This is a genomic window from Dyadobacter sp. CY261, assembly GCF_021440085.1.
Taxonomy (GTDB): domain Bacteria; phylum Bacteroidota; class Bacteroidia; order Cytophagales; family Spirosomataceae; genus Dyadobacter.
Genome location: NZ_JAKCPW010000001.1, coordinates 1096214 through 1114957, shown reverse-complemented (window position 1 = coordinate 1114957; position 18744 = coordinate 1096214). Strand labels below are relative to the sequence as shown.

The window sequence follows — 18744 nt, the reverse complement described above, 5'->3', positions numbered from 1 at the left end:
GATAATGGCTAAAATTGGAATTCTCGGAGGCGGCTTCATCGGCCGGTTCTATGCGGAGTCATTAAGTGGAAGGCGCGGCAAAGACACCGTAGAAGTTGTTTTCTCCCGACGCCAGGAATCGGCTTCCCGGTTTGCGAAGGACTACAATGTCCCTTACTATTTTACCGATATGGAGGAGGCTGTCAGACATGCCGAAGCTGAGGTGATTGTCATCGCATTGCCCAATTACCAACATGAAGAAGCGGTTAACCTGTGTGTAAAGCATAAAAAGGCAGTTTTATGTACCAAGCCACTGGGCCGGAATGCCGAAGAAGCACTTCGCATGATGACCGCCTGCGAAGAAGCGGGTATTTTCGCGGGCTATCTGGAAGATCTGTGCTACACGCCCAAGTTTTTGAAATCGCTCACCAGCATACAAACCGGGGCCATAGGCAGAATCTTATGGGCTAAATCAAGGGAAACCCACCCCGGCCCGCACTCGGACTGGTTTTGGGATGCTAACCTTGCCGGCGGCGGGGCAATCCTGGATATGGGCTGCCATTGCATTGAGATTTCCAGGAGCTTTATCGGGAAAGACATCAAGCCCGTGGAAGTAATGTGTTGGGCCGATACCCAGGTCAAGCCTATTGATGCCGAGGATCACGCGATCGGGCTGGTGAAGTACGAAAACGGGGCCATAGGCCAATTTGAAGTAAGCTGGACATTCCGCGGCGGCATGGACCTCAGGGATGAAGTAATGGGTACCGAAGGAACGATCTGGATCAATTCCTGGCTGCGGACGGGCTTTGAGATGTTTACTTCCGGGGCGGGCGATGGAGGATATGTCGTGGAAAAGGCCGAATCTTCAAGCGGATGGCAGTTTCCCGTGGGAGACGAAGCACATGAGCTGGGATATACCAACATGTTTATCGACATGTTTAATGCATTCGAACAAGCAAAACAACCCAGTGAAACATTTTACGACGGCTACGTGGTCAACTCCATCATCGATGCGGCCTACCGGTCGGCCAGGAGCAAACAATGGGAAGCTGTTCAGCTGCCGGTATGGCGTGGACAAACGGGGCTTACCAAGCCGTCTGTATTCAAAGATTATGATGCGGACCATTGGTTGATCAAAGAGGAGATTCTTCCTAATGGGGATAAAAAGCTCATTTTAAAACAAAAGCAAACCGGAGAAATCCTGGAAATAGAAGATTTAAAGGATTGATTCTCCATACACTTTTAACAATCCTGCTATGAAATCTCCCCAATTAACCAGACGCAATTTCCTTTCCCTGTTACCAGCTATTCCCTTGGCGGCTGCGGATAGTTCCCCTATTAATCAGTTTCCCATTGCCTGCAATGACTACAACTGGATTACCTTCTATAAGCGCGAGGGTAAAACCTGGGGAGGCACCGCCCTGGATCAGAACATCGCCGAACTGGCACAAACAGGGATCAAGGCATTCGAGCCCAACATCGCCGATCCCGCAATGGCTGAAAGCTACATCACGGCGCTTCGGAAATATGAGATCGCCATGCCTTCTATCTACGTGGGCAGCAACCTGCATGAGCCCGAAGGCATTGAAAATTCCATTACCCGGATTATGGCCATCGCCCGTATAGCAAAAAGCTACGGCACAAAAATCATCGTTACGAACCCCAACCCGATTAAATGGGGGACCGACCAACTTAAAAGCGATGCACAACTAAGCATGCAGGCACTGGCGATGGAGAAGCTTGGCAATAAGCTGCGGCAGCAAGGGATGAAGTTGGCCTACCATACCCATAATATTGAATTGAAAGCCGCCGCCCGCGAGTTCCATCACATTCTGTTGAATACTACACCCAAAAATGTGTCCTTTTGCTTTGATGTTCACTGGGTCTACCGGGGATCGGAAAACTCACAGGCGGCCGTCTTCGACATTTTAAAATTATACGGTAACCGCATCGTCGAACTGCACATTCGTCAGTCGAATGGCGGGATATGGTCGGAAACGTTTTCGGCGGAAGGCGATGTGGATTATGCACGATTGGTAAGTCAGCTTTCAGCCATGAAAATCCGTCCGCATCTGGTGATTGAGCAATGTTTAGAGCCAGGCTCGCCCCATACGATGAACGTCGTTGAAGCGCATAAAAAGGATTTGGCCGCCGTAACAGCGACTTTCAGACAGTTACTTTAATACCAGCGGCAGAAGCAAACAAAGCTTCGCTACACCCAGGATTGGCCGAATGTTTGCCTTTAAATCAAACGTTTTATTCCGCTTTGACTTCCAATAGTTTTCCATCGTACGCTTTCTCGATCCGGACCTTAAATCCGGTGGCAGACAGTTCTCTGCCGGTAGCTGAGATGATGGGCTCGCTTGCAAAAATCTCTTTGACGGTGTATATTTTTTCACGGTCCAGGTACTGAATGGTTACCTGGCGCTCATTATCGGTGCCACCCTGCCGGAAGACGCCGACCGTGCCGCCTGATCCGGTTTCGGTATTGATCCGCTGAAAACCGTCCCAGGTCCCTTCCTTAGGCTCGCCGAAACCAGCCAGATCCTGCCGGTAAGTCATGATCTGATGGCTGTTTTCCATCCGTTGCAGCCAATCGGCATATCCGCGGTATTCTTCAAGGGTTTTGCCCGAAAGTTTTCTGGGATCACCCAACATGATCGGCAATGCACCCACCAACGACTTGACATGCAAGGCCCACCCCTCATCCTGCATTTCAGGATTACCAATTACCAGGGCCGTGGCTGGTATGGCTGGTGAGCGCCACCAGGCCATGTTTCGCACCCTGAGGTCCACCTGAGTACCCGGCCCGTAAAAATTGGACAGCCAATCCCCCTCGGCATGCTTCAACATGGCATAGTCGATCAGCTGTAACCCTCCCATAGTCTCAAAAGTACAATCGATGAAAAGCGATGGTTTTGCCGCGTGGAGCTCGTCAAACAGCGCCCAAACCTCTTCGTAATTGGCATAGAGCGATTCATGATGGTCCTTATGACCTTTATGGCCGGTCGCATAACAACCAGTGACCTTGTTGCCAAACCGGTAGGTGCTGGTAACGACAGTGAAATCGAGTTTTAAATATTCGAGTCCGTATTCGAGCGCAAGTTTGAGCAATACATCTTTGATATAACCGCGCCAGGGCGTCCCAAAGCAGGCAGTACGCATATTTTTATCGTCTTCATGCAGGTTGGCCGGCTGCTGCTTTTCATCGAGCACAAACCATTCGGGATGCGCCTTATAAACCTTGCTTTCCGGTGAAGCACTGCCCACACTCACCCAAAGGCCCGGTTTCATACCCAGCGATTTAATGTAATCGAAAACGGGTTTAAGGCCATTGGGAAACTTCTTTTTGTCGATAATCCAATCTCCGTAATTATCCGCCCAGCCATCGTCGATCACGAATTCCTTCATTCCGGCATCGGCAGCGGCTTTGGCCAGTTCCATAACCAGCTTTTCGTTGATTTCCTTACGGAACGGAACCCAGGTATTATAGACGAAGGTGGGTTTTTGTTTGAGTTCAGAAAGCCTGATACCCATATGTTTCCGCACAAAGTCGGCAACGGCTGTGTTCAGAATTTCGTCGGGGTCTTTATGGTTATTATAAACCATTGTAAAAACCTGCGGGGTCGTAAATGAAGCGCCCGGCGCAATGTGTTTTCGAAATGGATAACGCGCATCTTTATGGGTCAATCCGCTCAGGATTACCCGTTCATCCCAAAATACAGAAGTATGCTTGACAACACCCGAGGCCTCATTTCCAATTACAATGCCCTGCTGCCAGTCACTGTTGTGAACCGTCACGAGCGCATCCTGCATATTGCCGTCATAAGGCCCAATCGAACGCCTGCGCCCGTAATCGTGACAAATCCAGCTGAAAGTGGTGGCGTAATAGGGTGTGACCGTCAGCTTTTCAACGTCTACGGATTCGAGCTGAACAGGTTTTGCGGAAAGATTTTTGACGGTCAGATTCTTGCGGATAACAGGCAGTGAAGGGTAAAGCAAATAGGTAAGCGTGACTTCGACTAGTTGATCACCGCTCAGAAGCGTTACTGAAACACCCTGCCCGGCCCGCTCATCGGTCGCTTTCCGAATATTTTTCAAACTCCACAGACCGTCTCCTGAATATGCCTTGTTATTAATCTCGAATTGAAATTCCTGACTTTTCTTCTCAAAATATTTGAAATCGCCCTGGACAGGCTTATAAGATGTAGTATAAAACGACCCGGCCGATCCCGGCAAATGGATGGTCCTGCTGACAAGTCCATTGGTCAATGAAAGCTCCCGGTCGTCCCATTTCGCATAATTATCATCCTGGGCCAGGACATTTATCGAAAAGATGGCAGAGAAAAACAAAACGACTGTGGCGATTTTCGCACGCATTATACGCGGGTTGGTCATTGGAATAGTTTGTATTTTAACAATGCAAAACTCACCTATTCCATGAAAATATAGCTGAACGATTTTACTATAAACCTGGATTATTTTGCCCTTTGATTCCACAAGTCAGCACTGATTCAATGCACAGCATACGATGAGAAAAAGCGGGGGTTTTCAGAAATGTGAACCATGACGCATCCTTTCTTTTGGCCGAGGGCAGTTGTGCCACTTATTTGGCGATACTGAACGTGGTATTTTGCAAAGGTTTACTTCCCGCTCGAAGCGGAACATCGGTTTGACGCAAAATCGGCCGACCAGCAGAGGTCACGTTATCAAACTCCAAATCAGAGATCTGACCATTCACAACAGAGGGCACCGCATCTCCATTTACACTGATGTCTTTCAAAACGATCTTACTGAAAACGGCCTCCGGGTTTTGAAGACCAAACAACGCGATGGGTTCCTCAAACCTTAGCTTCTCTGCGTGATAGTTAGTATGTCTGGCTTTGCCCTTGCTGTTAGGACTCACCATGCAAAACAACGACCATGGGGCATACCACTGGCCTTTGCTGACATGGATAATATCGACATTTTTCAGAACGATATTGTCCGTTGTAAGCTCCTGACCATTAAAACCAATTCTGAATATATTGGCCAGCGTGGTCCATAGAACGCAATTTTCAATTTTGATGTCTTTCACTTCTCCGCTCGTCGTTTTGCTTTCGCCCCACATGTCCTTGGAACTGTCTTCGGTGAAAAAAGCAAAGCAATCATCCATGGAACGGATCAGGCTATTGCTAACCCGGGCCCTGCCGCCGCCATACCAGTCGATGCCGTCGCCATTGATATTTTGCGGATTGACGGCAAGGATTTTAATGTTGTCAAAAACCGCGTCAGAAGTCGTGTGCGTCTGGATCGACCAGGTCCTGCTGCGCCCGACAAAAGTGATTCCGCTCACGGTCAGCCCTTTTACATTGTGGGTGGTCATAGGATGCCAGTTCTTTTGGTGTTTCCACCCGTCGTCATGATCCTCCGATTGCGGCCCGTAATAAACCACGGTACCACTGCCCGTTATTTTGACGTTTTCTGCGTCCCAGACATTAATACTGCCAAAAAGGACGGCACCAGCCTCTAAATAAAGCGTTTGTCCGCTTTTGAGGTCGATATGCTGCTGGTGGATACCCGGTTTCAAATGGATCACATCCGTATTTGTCAACACGGGAGGATTAACCTCGGGCCGGTTGGCGAAAATAAAAATGACATCGTCCTTAAAATGTGCTGTGCCTTTTCGTTCCACGGAATACTGCCCGGCACTGTCCAATTTAAAGCGGACAGTTTTTCCTTCCAGTTTGGTAGCGATATTTCGCGATAAGGGTCTGACCTGCACGCTTCCCCGCCAGTAGCCCAACTTGCCATCACTTACTACTTCCTTATTGGAGGTTTGTCCGGCGTATTTATCTTCTCCCGATTTAGAAGAGACTTCAACATTTGCACTGCCTGTAAAATCGAAACCAGCAAAATATACGTTAAGCCCGGCATGAAAAACGGGAACCAGTTTTCCATTAACCTTCACCTCAAAGTAATCTGATGCAAATTCCTCAGGAACCGGATGTGGCCAGACCTGCTGTGCGACTGCGCTGACAACAGCCAGAAAACACATTAAAATCAAAGACAATGCTCTTTTCATTTTCGCTATTTAAGTAATTAGTCAATATCTGCCACGCACCTGAAACCCACCGTGGCACACCGGTCGAGCCCCGGCCAGGTCATCAAATATTTGGCACCGAAACTGGTCTTCTGCGCACCCTGGTCGGCATACCATTCCGAGGCCCGGTTGATGTACCACGCGCCGCCACGCAAAATGCAGTAGTTATTGTACCCGTCGGTACGCTCGCTCTCCGTCATCTGCCATACATTTCCACTCATATCGTAAAGCCCGGCGCTGGTCCTTCCTTTCGCCAACTTTTCGACGGGCGTCGTCCCAGACCATTGTCCGGTATTGACAACCGTCGAATCCAGCTTATCACCCCAAGGATAGACTGTCGCTTCGGCCCCGTTTTGCGCGGCCCATTGCCACTCTGCTTCCGTCGGAAGCCTTTTGCCGGCCCATTTGGCGTATGCGCGCGCATCGCCGAGATCAACGTAAACCACGGGGTGATCTTCCAAACCCTTAGGTGGCCGACCGTTGGTCCAGTGTTTCAAAAAGTTTTGTTTATGAAGGGGCTGATAGCCCGACGACTTTAAAAATGCGGCAAATTCTGCATTGCTAACCAGCGTCCTGTCCATCGCAAATGGGGCTAGCTTCACAACGATCTTTGCCGTCGTGATCTCATTTCTTGTCTGGCTGTAAGAGTAATCTACATAATTGCCGATCGGATAAAAACCGCATTCGCGCTGGCGGAAAGCGAACGTCATGGTGGCCGAATCCGAAGGAACACCAACGCGGACCATGTTTTTGGGCAAGGTCTTGGCATTGTACCTTTTAGTAGGCTCCACCATTTTAAGTAAATGCTCCGGAAGAACAGCGGTGGTACCAAAGTCTGCCTTTTGAAAAGCTTCCGCCTGTGTTTTCATAAATGCAAAGAACTCCGGCGTGCACTCATTTTCCGGGACAGCAAGAATCCCTGAAATAGCTTTGGGTTGATAGTCTGCGTAAATGCCCGCCTTTCCATCTTCCAGAACGGTTTTCATCTCTGCTCCGGTGATCAAGTCGAAATAGCGCATTCCTTTTTCGTGTCTGATTTCAAAAAGCCTTCCTACCGCGCGCTGTTGTTGCCTGTTGATAACCGTCCAGATCGTCTTGTTCCCCAATCTCCATTCGGATGCGTATACACGGTTCAGTTTAACCGGGAACAAGGGCGTCCACTCACCTTCCGTAAAAAACGTACTGTATCGCCTGAGCACCGGCAGCATTGCCTTGTAGTAGAACCTGTCTCGCGCATTGAGCGGATTGACCGTTCCAAAAACATTCTCCCAGATCACCAGTCCGCATCCGTTCACCCAGGCGTTTTGCAACAGCGTCGATTGCTCGTGGCTGAACCTGGACAGCCGGTAGATCATATGCTTCTGTTGCAGCCATCGGTTACGGACCAGATGCGGCATCTCTCCAAATTCGAGGTGTTTGTGTTTCTCGTTCCACCCCACTTCCAGCCATGACTGGTGTACCTGATTGAGCGCCTGAGCATTGATGGGAATTTCGGATTGAAATATTGCGCCCTTTCTGGCCTTTTGCAGATTATCGAAAAACCCATCGACAATCGAAATCGTATCCAGGTAGACACCATCCGCCTGGATTTCCGCAACCATTTTCAATAGCTCGTCTTCATCTTTGACTCCCTTTGTTCTGGCAATATTATCCCAGGGATTGTAGGCGATCATCAGCTTCTTGCCCATTGCGTGCAACTCGGCGGTAAGCTTTTTCAACCCCTGTATCCCGCCCGGCAGATTGCGATAAAAATCAAACTGCGTCCGGTTATCAAAACCCAGCTGAGGATAAGTAGGCCAAAGCACTACTACGTCAATGCCACCATAATTTCGCTCATACTTTTCAATGCAAGTTTTGATATCCGGATTGCCATTCCGGTCGTAAAGCGTTTTTTCGTTGGCCATCAAAAAGAACGTCGAATATGCGTTTGATGCCCATTTGAATTCGCTTTTTTGATAATTATCGTCCGTATACCCCGGATGCCGGCGTACCGAATCCCGCAATTGCCGTATCTGGTTTCGCCAACTGTCCCATTTTTCCGGTGCGCCGGGCGCTTCGATCAGCTGGTAGTATTTTTCAGCTGGATTAGGAGCTATTTTATCCTGGGCAATGAGGTGTCCGGCTGTCAGAAACTGGGTAGCCAGCACAATAATCAAAATTTTAAAATGCATACTGAACACTCTTATTTTACCGAAACCTGTTTGCTACCAATTGTCATCACCATTTCCTTCTCGTTCCGCAGCAGCTGGCCATTGACCTTGACCTCCTTTAATTCGACACCTTCCGCATCGTCGATCACAAATGCCGGCCTTGCCTCTTCCGCAGAAAAACGAATCGAAACATCTGACAAAGTAATCCCTTTGGCATGCCTGATGTAAAAGCCACTCGCGGGCAGTCTGGTACCGAAAGTCAGCCGGTTTTCAGGATAGCCTTTTGTTTTTTCCTCGGGCGATACCGGGAATGTCCTGGCCAGCGCGGCATTAACGGCGATGGGAACGGTAATGTGAATGCCGGAAAGACGCACATCCTCGACCGGACTCTCTCCCAGTCCGGCGATGATCGACGGAATGACGCTTCTGCTTTCAGCCCTGATATTGCGGATATCAATATGCCGCATGATCGAGGGTTTGCCTTGCGGATTAAGAAAACGCGCTCCTACCCGTATGAAAATCGGACTGAGCACATCGGTCATGACAATGTCGGATATCATAATGTTTTCGACAATGCCGCCGTCTACTCCTAAGATCACGATGCCGGTGTTCACACTTTGCACTTCCGGCTTGAAAACGAGGTCGGTGGGCATATCCCAGTGGCGGTAACCGTTGAAAGAAGCTTTCTTGATCACGCAATTACTGACCGCGATGTTACGAAATCCGCCCCTTGACCCTGTCCCGAATTTAATTCCATTACACAGCGAGGAGAGTACGCAATTGGTAACGGTGATATTCTCGCACAATTTGTCCTGGTACTCGCTTTTAAAACAGAGCGCATCATCTTCCGCATCGATCACACAATTGGCAACCGTAGCGTCGCGCGCGTCCAGGTCCAGGCCATCGCAATTCCAGTTGGACATACTTCGCAGGTAAATACCGTCGACATTCACCCGCTCGCAACCGGAAATAGAAATCGTGATCTGTGCGGAGTTAAGCACCTGAATGCCTTTGAGCAGTACATCGGTACATCCAATAAAAAACAGGTTTTTGGGCCGCCCGTCTTTATTGATTCCGAGCTGAAATGCCTGTCCATCCCCTGCCCCACGCACGGCGCCTGCACCCGTAATGCCGGTATGCGTCGCCTGGTCGGCGATCACAATGGCTTTCATGCTTTTCACATACAGCCCATTGTGGGTGATGGTGCCAAACTTTTTGGCTTGCAGGATATCATGGTCAGGGTAATCTTTTGGATCATAGCTTCCCTGCAAAACTGCGCCCGGCATCAGGTTCAGGTAAACATTGGATTTGAGAAAGACCGTTCCGGTGAAATAACGACCGGCAGGCACGATCACCTCCCCGCCACCTTTGGCATAACACTGATCGATTGCGGCCTGGATTGCCCGTGTATTCAGAAAAGTAGTGTCGGTTTTAGCACCAAAATCTAAAATGTTATAATGCTGTGCACAGGCATTTGCGCAAAGCATGAACAACGATGAAAGACAGACAATGAGGATTTTCATAAATGGATTTTTCTAACGGCAGTCAACACACTCATACGCACCCCGGTCCGGTGCGGACCCTTTGGGCCTTACCGTTCCAACAATATCGCTCGCACTAAAACTGCCCGCTTTGCTGCTACCGTGATTGATAGCCGGGCTGCCGGCTTTCAGCTTGAAATTGGCTGAGGCGTGATCCGTAGAAGCATTAACGAACAGTGGATCAGCTTCGACGTCGCTCTCGCCTTTATGGCCAACCTGTCCATTAAAATAGACATTGAATGCATAGATTTCCGTCGCGTTTTTCGGCGCGGAATTACACAAACCGCCAGCGCGGGCATACATAATGTTGTTGATGATGTTGACATCGTGGCACTGGTTGGTAAAAATATCCGGATAGTTCACCACCGTGCCATTGTGGTAGGCGGTGTTATTGATGATATCCACATGGTCGGCCTTGAAAGAATGGATGCCCGAACCGCCGTTGTTGAAGCTGACATTGTTCTCAACTAACGTCCGGCCGGTATACGCCTCATCCTTAGTGGTGGCAGGCGAATCCTGATTATTGTAGGCGTGCTGATTCACGTCGATGATGATTCCGTTTCCGTCGCTGAGCTTTTTTAACTGGATCCAGGGGATTGTAGTTTTGTTGCCGCTCACCACGTTGTTGCGGATAAAGTTCTTATAACCGGTTTCTTTGTCGCTGTTGAAAGGTGTCAGAATGCTGATCCCGCTGCCTGCGTACATCATGTACCAGGCGTTATTGAAGACAACGTTGTTTTCAATGGTGAGATAATCCGCCTGAATGGCGCTAATTCCTCCGCCCGGAAAGTCATGCACCCGGCAGTTGCGGACGACAACATGATGCGGAAATTTCGATTCCAATTTTGGCCCGCCGATCGTAATCGCATTGGTATTAAATGCTGCATAATCCGAATAGTTTTTGCCGCCGCCGAGATGATGGTTATAAGACGCCATCGCGCCCTCGTAAGTGAGGTTGGCATTGTTCCCTTCCAGCTCGATACCGTCCAGGACAACGTACGAGCCGTTGATTGAAACGGTGTTCCACACATTGCCGGAGGCGGTAAACCTGGGCTTGTGCCCGCGTAGCGCTTTGATCGTAATGTAGGCACCCGGTTTGCCGGATCTCTGCATGTTGAGTAACGTGCCCGAAGTCGTATTATAAGTGCCATTCAGCACAAAAACGGTATCGCCTGGCCCGGCTGCGTCCGCTCCTTTTTGGACACTGTGAAATGCTTTTGCCACGGATTTGCCGCTGTTGCTGTCGTTCCCGTTCGGCGACACATAGTAATTAGTAGCCCGCGATTCGCCAAAAAGAAGCATGGCAAGCAGACCGAGTATTGTAAATTTCATTATAGATATAAGCTTCTTGTGTGAAAGATTATTTGGATTGAAGGCCTTCTGCAAAACCCGCAAATGCCTTTTTAGCACGGTATTCTTTGTCAAATGGCAAGGGATAATCCTCGCATTTGCAGAAACCGGGAATCCAGCTGTCGGCGTCACCAATGCCCCAGGTGGTAATGCCGAATTGCTGCTTTTCAGGAACCAGGCGTTTATATGCATCCGCCACAAACTTGTACTTGCGGTATTGTTTTTCCAATTGCTCGGCTGTGGGTTGAAACGGTTTTGTTCTAGCCGTGTTCATTGAAATGTCCAGTTCCGAAATGTGTATCAGCAGGCCGGTCTCCGCCAATTTTTTCAAGGCATTTTCGATGCCGGCATCCGGCGTATTGACATTAATGTGCATCTGTAAACCCAAGCCATGAATCGGGATTCCCCGTTTTTTGAAATCAGCCACCATGCCCAATACCGCGTTCAGCTTGCCCGCATTTTTTTCCTGATCATATTCATTGTAAAACAGAAGAGCCCCGGGATCCGCCTGATGCGCGTACTGAAACATCCTGGCCACATAATCTTTCCCTAAAATGCCGCCCACGTTCAGCAACGTTTTCCCGTCCTGATCAACGCTGTCCTGCCTCACAGCGCCCGTCTTGTTATCAAATGCCTCATTAACGACATCCCAGGAAGCAACCTTACCTTTAAAGTGCGTCCCGACCGCCTGGATGTAGTTTTTCAATGCGTTTTCAAGTTCTGTCGAATCGCGGATCTGCTTCATCCATCCGGGTGCAGAATCGATGTACCAAACGAACGTGTGACCATGTACGCGTTTGCCGTTTGCTATCGCAAAGTCAATGAGCTGATCTGCCTGATCAAAATCGTAAACGCCTTTCTGCCGCGCGATGCGGCTCGGCTTCATGCAATTGGTTGCAGTGATGCCATCGGCTTGTTCAAGAACCGTCCGGCGAAATGGCTCGCTGTTTTTGACACGCACGGGATCGATCGCGAATCCGACCGGAAAAGCAGCGGCTTCTTTCAATGTTACAGATGGCGCCTGCTGTGCATTTACTTGCATGAAAGCGGCAAGGCCACACAGTATGATCGTATTTTTAAAGAGCATATATCTTTGTTAATCCAGACATAAATTACCACATTGGATTCTGTATCAATGCATTAGCTATACTGATTTCGCCCTGTGGGATAGGATAAAGGTACATTTTAGGCGTAAAGACCCGGTCTTCCACTTTTTCGGCCCGATAGGTAAAGGTGCTGTCATTTACCCTGGCCACCGTCACACCACGCAACGGCGCTGCCAGCACATTTTCCGCGATCATCCAGCGCCTGACGTCCCAGAAACGGTGGTCCTCGAATGCAAACTCGACGCGGCGCTCTTTACGGATGCGCTCGCGGACCTCGGCCTGCGATAGCTTGTCGGGAAGTGGCGGCATGGCAACACCCGTTCTGGCCCGGACCAGATTCACGTACTTTCTGATATCCGCATTGCCCGGGTCCCATTCGTTGAGCGCTTCGGCATAGTTCAGGTAGATTTCGGGATATCTGATGATGATCCAGCTATGCACGCCCGTGTTGCCATTGAGCAGATTGAGGCTTTCGATCTGGTATTTGCGCAGGTAGTAACCCGTTTTGGAAGCATTGATGATCGGCTTGGCATCCAGACCGCCCGTCCACAGCTGGACTTTCCGCTGTGGGGTGCCGAATGCACTGTTGTTGGTCACAATGGACATGGCCAGGCGCGGGTCGCGGTTAGCATACGGATTGGCCGCCATTACCGGGTCATTCCAGTTGAATGGAACCGCTGTGGTTGCATTCACTTTGACTTCATAGGCGTCGACCAGATCCTGCGATGGCGTGTTACCGCTCAAACCAAGATTAAAACCGATCGGGGAATTGTTTTTTTCAAACTGGTTACTGGCCCCGTTGCGTCTGGTGAAGATGATCTCGCTGTTATTAAACGTGTTAAAAAGCGATTTATAATTGCCCAGATTCGGCAGCCCATCGGCATCGATCACGGCTTTGGCAGCGTCGGAGGCCGCCTTCCAGCGAGCCTTCCGGTCGCCTGCCGGAAGTGCGATCAGCTCCGGCTTTGAAAATCCACCTGCCCATGACGGGTTGTTGAACAGTTCGCTGGCTGCGTAGAGCAGCACCCTGCTTTTTAAAGCCAGTGCTGCCAATTTGGTAACCCTGCCCAGATCTGTCCCTGCTATATAAGGGGCTGTTGAACCATTCAGTGGCAACTGGCTGGCCGCCGAATCGCATTCCGAGGTGATAAACCGGATGCATTCATCCAGCGAATTCCGGCTGACTTTCGTGTAATCATCTTCCAGCGTGAACACTTTATCCAGGATAGGCACACCGCCGTAGCGTTTGATGAGCTCGAAATAAAAGAATGCACGCAGAAACCGGGCCTCGTATTTCCATCTGGTAATGGCTGCAAGGTTGGTTTTATAAACCGCCTGAGCGGATGGGGACGGGTCTAGCTTCCAGGGATCGAGGTTAATGTCGCCTGTTGATAAAAGAAACTGGTTTGCTTTTCTTATACCGCGATAGTAAGTGCCCCATACAGGATCGGGGTTGCTGATTGCATTCCAGCTTCCGCTGTTGAAAGCCTGTACCGCATTGCTTTCAACTGTAAACTCGGATTCGTCCGACGCAGATGCCATCATTGCCGCACCCCCGATATACACCGTTCCGTCGGGAACCTCGGCGTAAATCGAACTGAGCAAATTCTGGACATTGGTAAAGGACTGCTCGATCTCGGCTTTGCCGATAGAGGTAACAAATTCCCTGTCCAGGTCCTGGCAGGCGGTCGTCAAGACCAACAATACCGCCGTTAGTATTTGAATATATCTTTTCATGCGTTGTCTGATTAAAAAGCTTACAACTGGATTCTAAAACCTGCCGTGACGGTCCTCGTTACCGGGTAACCCGCTAAGGACTCAGGATCGCCATAGGGTATTTTATCCCAGGAAAACAGATTGGTGCCATTTACGAAGAAACGGATAGTTTGCAGCCGGACTTTGTCCGAGACCGGTGTGGGGAGCGTATAGCCGATTTCAGCACTTCGCAGTTTCACGAAGCTGCCATTGCGTTGCCAGAACGAGGAAAACTGGTAATTGTTCAGGTTGTCCTTTGACGATAATCTCGGATAGGAAGCCGATTCGGCCGTCTGCTCGGTCCAGCGTCCCTCCGCAATAGGGGCAACCTGCCCGTTTGCCTGGAAAGCGTGGAAGTAGTTGCCGCCAAGATACACCGTGTTTCCGCTGACACCCTGAAACACCAGGTCCAGGTCAAAACCTTTGTAGCTCACCCCACCATGCAGCCCGGCTGTAAAGTTGGGAAGTCCGGGATTGCCGATGGCTACTCTGTCGTTGCCGTCGATAATACCATCGGGCTTGCCATCCGGCCCACCCATGTCCTGGTACTTGATATCTCCCGGGCGGATCGATTCAGTCAGCACAGCCGGAACGCTTTTAGGGTCGACAAGCCGCTTTTCAATATCCTGCTGACTGTAAAAACCAATCGCTTTCAAACCCAATGGCTGACCGATCTGTCTTCCGGTCGCATACAATTCCCTGTTAAACTGCAAAGCTTCCGCATTGAAGACGATCTTGCTTTTGAAATAAGAAACGTTGCCTTCCAGAAAGTAATGGAATGCAGCCGCCTTTTTGCTATTCAGGCGCAGGGCGAGTTCAAATCCACTGGACTGGGTCTTACCCTGGTTCAGATTGGGTGTGGGGATGCCGGTAAACTGCGGCATGGTGCTGTTGGATGCGACAAGGATGTCGTAACGATCTCTTTTGAAATAATCGAATGAAATATCCAACCGCTTGAAAACGGTAACATCTGCACCCAGGTTGAGCATTTTTTCCTTTTCCCAGGTAAGGTTCGGGTTAGCGATGTTAGTCTCGGCAAAGCCGGCTACGCCATTGTTTCCGGTACCGAAGAAATAGCCCGCGCCACCAAAAGTAGGCGTGTAAGCATACCTGCCCGACAAGCCAAGGCCTGCGATAATGTCATTGCCTGTTAGACCGTAAGATCCGCGTAATTTCAGAAAATCGATAGCCGTGACATGTTTCATGAATCCTTCACTGGACGCAATCCAGCCCAGTGTCGCCGCCGGGAAAAATCCATAGCGTTTTCCGGGAGGAAAGCTTTCGCTGCCCATGTACGAAGCCGAAAACCCGACGATATATTTGTTGTTGTAAACATAGGTCAGCCTTCCCAAGGCCGCATTGTGTTTGTAAGGGTCTGTGGAATTGGCCGAAGGCACGCCTGGTTCGGCACTGGAACCAAAGAGCGTGACATTATCCGAGCTTAGCATCAGCATACCCGAAAAATCACTCTTCCCAAACGCCCTTTTGTAGTCGAGCGATCCCTGGAAAATGAGGTTACGATATTGATCCAGCGTCAATTCACTGCCGGCGAGGGAAGTGAGCTGGCCGATGGCCGGTCCGTAAACCGTTTCGCCGACCTCGTTCTTCGAAATGGCAAACCGCGGATACTGCTTGCTTTTCTGCGAGCCGGATTCGAAATAGTTATTGATCGAAACCGCTGCGGAGACGCTAAGGCCCTTGGTCAGCATATCCAGCTGCTCGGTAAGCCGGAGCGAGGAGAGGATCGTCCGGGAATTGTTCTTGTAAAAACCCGTCGCAAGCATATTACCTACCGGGTTGGCATAAAGCTGGTTTCCTCCGAAACTTCCGTCCGGATTATACACAGGAAATGCATTGGGAGGCAAAGAGGCCAGCAAATTGAATGTACCGCCGGTCGTATAATTGTTAGGATTCGTGCTCTGTTCCAGCGATCCGGCTATTTTGAACTCCGCGGATAGCCGTGAGGTCAGGTTGATGTCCAGGTTGGTGCGGAAATTGTATTTGGAATATTTAGAATTAGAACTCTCATCATTCTGATCGCCAAACTTCTTGAACAGGCCCTGGCTATTCAATGCATTGAGCATCACAAAATACCTAACATAATTGTCCCCGCCACTGAAATTCAGGTTATAGGCTGAGACAGGAGCCGTTTTTCGCAAAACCTGGTCATACCAGTTCACATCCGGATGAAAGTAGGGATCGGAGCCTTGCCGGTAAGCGTCCAGGTCCGCCTGGCTGTACCGTTCCGCAAGGCCGTCATTGCGCAGGGCCTCATTATACAGCGATGCATATTGGTAAGAGTTTAGGAATTTTGGAAGGTATTGCGCCTGATTAAACCCTTGCTTGGTCGTAAAAGACACTTTCAACGGACCATTCTGACCCGACTTTGTCGTGATTAAAATCACACCATTGGCAGCCCGCGCACCGTAGATGGCCGTTGCCGAAGCATCTTTCAGGACTGAAATAGATTCGATTTCTTCCGGCATCAGCTGCATGAATGCGTTGGAAGGGCCTGTTCCGTTGCTGATGAAACCATCGATCACGTACAAGGGCGCTGTTCCGGCCCCGCCAATCGTGTTCACTCCCCTTACGAAAAGGCTGGGCGTGGAAGCGCCCGGTTCCGAACCTCCCTGACTTACGGTTAATCCCGGCAACCTGCCGTAAAGCGTATTGCCCAGGTTCAATGTAAAGTTCTTTTCAAGTTCTGCCCCATGCACCGTCGAAATGGCGCTGGTCACCTGGCGTGCGGGTTGGCTGCCAAAACCAATGTTGACGACAGCCGGTATCGGCACGACCTGCACCGTGTCGGTCTGCTCAGCCCGCTGTGCCCACAGCGGCAAGGCCAATAACTGCGGGAGTAAGACGATGTAGGTTTTAAGTATAAATGATATTTTCATAATTGCGCTCGTTGCTGGTTAGGGTAACTGATCATGCTCGCCGCTCCGGCTCACCAGCCCGGGTTCTGGATTAGACTCCCCTTCATGACCTCTGCCTGTGGGAACGGATGCAGGTACATCTTTTTCTGAAAAGTACGCGTCTCAAACGTGTAAGGCTTCCAGGCGTATTTGTAGTTGCCCGCCTCACCGGACCGCGTGATTTGCAGACCTTGGAAGGCTCCGGTCATAACCCCTTCCTGCTCGGCGATCAACCATCGTTTGACGTCCCACAACCGGTGGTCGTCGTTGACCAGCTCAATGGCAATTTCGTTTCGCACACGTTCGCGGAATTGATCCTTGGTGAGCCCCGCAGGCAGGTTGGGCATCCCCGAACGGTTTCGGATCGCATTCACCGCTGCATAGGCCTCCTGAACCGGACCCGATGATTCATTCAATGCCTCGGCATAATTGAGATATAATTCATTCACCCTGAACAGGACATCGTTCATCACAAAGTTGCCGCTGGTCGCGTTTCTGGGAATGTATTTGCGAAGCCATACCCCCCCTTTACAGTTCACATAATCCTTTCCGCCGCTGTAAATCTGTGCGATCGGATCTCTTGCCGTATAATACCCATTGGTGTAAGACATGGTTTGCTTAAAGCGCGGGTCCAGCTCGGCATATTTGGCAATGAGGTCAGTACCCCCGGCGGCATCCCAGGTTTGAGGTGTGCCATCGATTTTTTCATATTTTTTGATAAAATTCAGCGGAACTGAAATACCACTCCAAAACGATCCATAGCAAGCCGGATTCCAGAATGTCATCGGCGCATTTCCCATGTTGGTAATGCCCCCGGCACCGGCCGCACCGCCCTGGTACATGAGGATCAGTTCCTTGTTGTTGGTCGTTTCCCAGGATGCGCGGTAGTTACCCAGTGGTCCCGGCGTTCCGTTGTCCTGGTCGGCGGGATTCCTGTTTGCAGTTTCGTCAATTAGTCCGTAACCATTTGCCAGCGCGAGGTCTAATGCCTGTTTGGCCGCATCCGCTGCCAGTTTCCAGCGGTTGGCGTCGTAATTACCGTAGCAGATCAGCTTATTATCGGCTGCATTGCCCATGTCCAGCACAGGAGTAGCTGTGTTAAACTGCGGACTCGCCGCATAAAGCAGCACTTCGGATTTCAGTGCTAGTGCTGCCACCGACGTTACACGGCCCGTCTGCGAGGCAGAATACGAAGCAGGCAGGTCGGGATAGGCCTCATTGATGTCTTTCAGGATAAAGTTAACACACTCCTCGAAGGACGCTCTGGGCAGCTCGATCTTTACCCCCGGTAAAAAAACCTGGTCAACGATCGGTACGCCTCCGTACCGTTTGAGCATTTCCATGTAGTTCAGAGCCCGCATAAACTTCACCTCCGCGATCACTTGCTTCTTATATGTCTCATCGGCGTCGGGCACCTCGTTGGCGCGCTTGATAACCAGATTGATTTGCCGCAATGCGATCCATCGGATAAAATAGCGGTAGTCTTCCAGGTTGACAATGTTGCTGGGCAAAATCATTCCCTCATTCCAGCGGTTGGAGTGGACAAAGGAGGCTTCGGAGGCATCCCCTTCATCGCTGATGCTGGAACTTGGGTGGATTACATCCGTGCCATTCACCTGCGAGAATGGAGTGTAGGCATTCGGCTGCCCTGCAACTACCGCTTCGCCTTGCAGCCGATAGCGAAAATTGGAATGGACGCCATATTTGTAAATGGTGGCCATGAAGATTTCAAGACTGGCCTTGTCGCGGAATGCATTCTCCTCGGTAAGATCCACACCTGGCGCTTTGTCGAGGAACTCATTTTGGCATGATATGCCGCAAAAACAGCAGAAAATCGCGAAGATCTGATATAGTTTTTTCATCATG

The 18744-nt window shown here is 50.1% G+C and carries 11 protein-coding genes; 2 read left to right on the top strand and 9 right to left on the bottom strand.

All coding sequences use genetic code 11. From position 1 onward, the window contains the following. Window positions 1-4: 4 nt before the first annotated feature. Together LZD49_RS04480 and LZD49_RS04475 are read left to right on the top strand one after the other, a co-directional pair. A complete protein-coding gene (locus LZD49_RS04480) occupies window positions 5-1207 on the top strand; it encodes a Gfo/Idh/MocA family protein (protein WP_234666121.1) in 1203 nt (400 codons plus the stop codon). A gap of 28 nt (window positions 1208-1235) precedes the next feature. Further along, window positions 1236-2162, top strand: a complete 927-nt coding sequence (locus LZD49_RS04475) for a sugar phosphate isomerase/epimerase (protein ID WP_234666120.1) — start codon at window positions 1236-1238, stop codon at window positions 2160-2162. A gap of 73 nt (window positions 2163-2235) precedes the next feature. Here the strand turns inward: LZD49_RS04475 and LZD49_RS04470 are convergent, their stop codons facing one another. The 9 genes from LZD49_RS04470 to LZD49_RS04430 form a co-directional block, all read right to left on the bottom strand. Further along, entirely contained in the window at window positions 2236-4359 is a 2124-nt protein-coding gene (locus LZD49_RS04470; RefSeq protein WP_234666119.1) for a glycoside hydrolase family 36 protein, read from the bottom strand. Between the two features lie 226 nt (window positions 4360-4585). Next, entirely contained in the window at window positions 4586-6043 is a 1458-nt protein-coding gene (locus LZD49_RS04465) for a hypothetical protein (protein WP_234666118.1), read from the bottom strand. 17 nt (window positions 6044-6060) lie between these two features. Further along, window positions 6061-8232 (bottom strand): SUMF1/EgtB/PvdO family nonheme iron enzyme, encoded by a 2172-nt coding sequence (locus LZD49_RS04460; RefSeq protein WP_234666117.1) that lies wholly within the window; start codon window positions 8230-8232, stop codon window positions 6061-6063. Between the two features lie 11 nt (window positions 8233-8243). Beyond that, window positions 8244-9734 (bottom strand): glycoside hydrolase family 28 protein, encoded by a 1491-nt coding sequence (locus LZD49_RS04455; RefSeq protein WP_234666116.1) that lies wholly within the window; start codon window positions 9732-9734, stop codon window positions 8244-8246. A gap of 12 nt (window positions 9735-9746) precedes the next feature. Beyond that, window positions 9747-11084, bottom strand: coding sequence for a choice-of-anchor Q domain-containing protein (locus LZD49_RS04450; protein WP_234666115.1), 1338 nt, complete (start codon window positions 11082-11084; stop codon window positions 9747-9749). Window positions 11085-11112: 28 nt separating this feature from the next. Next, window positions 11113-12189: an endo-1,4-beta-xylanase gene (locus LZD49_RS04445; protein WP_234666114.1), complete on the bottom strand. Its 1077-nt coding sequence runs from the start codon at window positions 12187-12189 to the stop codon at window positions 11113-11115. A gap of 25 nt (window positions 12190-12214) precedes the next feature. Further along, the gene (locus LZD49_RS04440) at window positions 12215-13945 is read right to left on the bottom strand and encodes a RagB/SusD family nutrient uptake outer membrane protein (RefSeq protein ID WP_234666113.1); all 1731 of its coding nucleotides are present in this window, start codon (window positions 13943-13945) and stop codon (window positions 12215-12217) included. Window positions 13946-13965: 20 nt separating this feature from the next. Then, window positions 13966-16860: a TonB-dependent receptor gene (locus LZD49_RS04435; RefSeq protein WP_234666112.1), complete on the bottom strand. Its 2895-nt coding sequence runs from the start codon at window positions 16858-16860 to the stop codon at window positions 13966-13968. A 50-nt stretch (window positions 16861-16910) separates the two neighbouring features. Further along, complete coding sequence (locus LZD49_RS04430) at window positions 16911-18743, bottom strand: RagB/SusD family nutrient uptake outer membrane protein (RefSeq protein ID WP_234666111.1); 1833 nt, start codon at window positions 18741-18743, stop codon at window positions 16911-16913. Window position 18744: the final 1 nt, after the last annotated feature.

Coding starts and splice junctions, on each gene's coding strand:
- LZD49_RS04450 (WP_234666115.1), bottom strand. CDS start 11,084: ATGAAATTTACAATACTCGGTCTGCTTGCCATGCTTCTTTTTGGCGAA.
- LZD49_RS04465 (WP_234666118.1), bottom strand. CDS start 6,043: ATGAAAAGAGCATTGTCTTTGATTTTAATGTGTTTTCTGGCTGTTGTC.
- LZD49_RS04440 (WP_234666113.1), bottom strand. CDS start 13,945: ATGAAAAGATATATTCAAATACTAACGGCGGTATTGTTGGTCTTGACG.
- LZD49_RS04460 (WP_234666117.1), bottom strand. CDS start 8,232: ATGCATTTTAAAATTTTGATTATTGTGCTGGCTACCCAGTTTCTGACA.
- LZD49_RS04455 (WP_234666116.1), bottom strand. CDS start 9,734: ATGAAAATCCTCATTGTCTGTCTTTCATCGTTGTTCATGCTTTGCGCA.
- LZD49_RS04430 (WP_234666111.1), bottom strand. CDS start 18,743: ATGATGAAAAAACTATATCAGATCTTCGCGATTTTCTGCTGTTTTTGC.
- LZD49_RS04480 (WP_234666121.1), top strand. CDS start 5: ATGGCTAAAATTGGAATTCTCGGAGGCGGCTTCATCGGCCGGTTCTAT.
- LZD49_RS04445 (WP_234666114.1), bottom strand. CDS start 12,189: ATGCTCTTTAAAAATACGATCATACTGTGTGGCCTTGCCGCTTTCATG.
- LZD49_RS04475 (WP_234666120.1), top strand. CDS start 1,236: ATGAAATCTCCCCAATTAACCAGACGCAATTTCCTTTCCCTGTTACCA.
- LZD49_RS04435 (WP_234666112.1), bottom strand. CDS start 16,860: ATGAAAATATCATTTATACTTAAAACCTACATCGTCTTACTCCCGCAG.
- LZD49_RS04470 (WP_234666119.1), bottom strand. CDS start 4,359: ATGCGTGCGAAAATCGCCACAGTCGTTTTGTTTTTCTCTGCCATCTTT.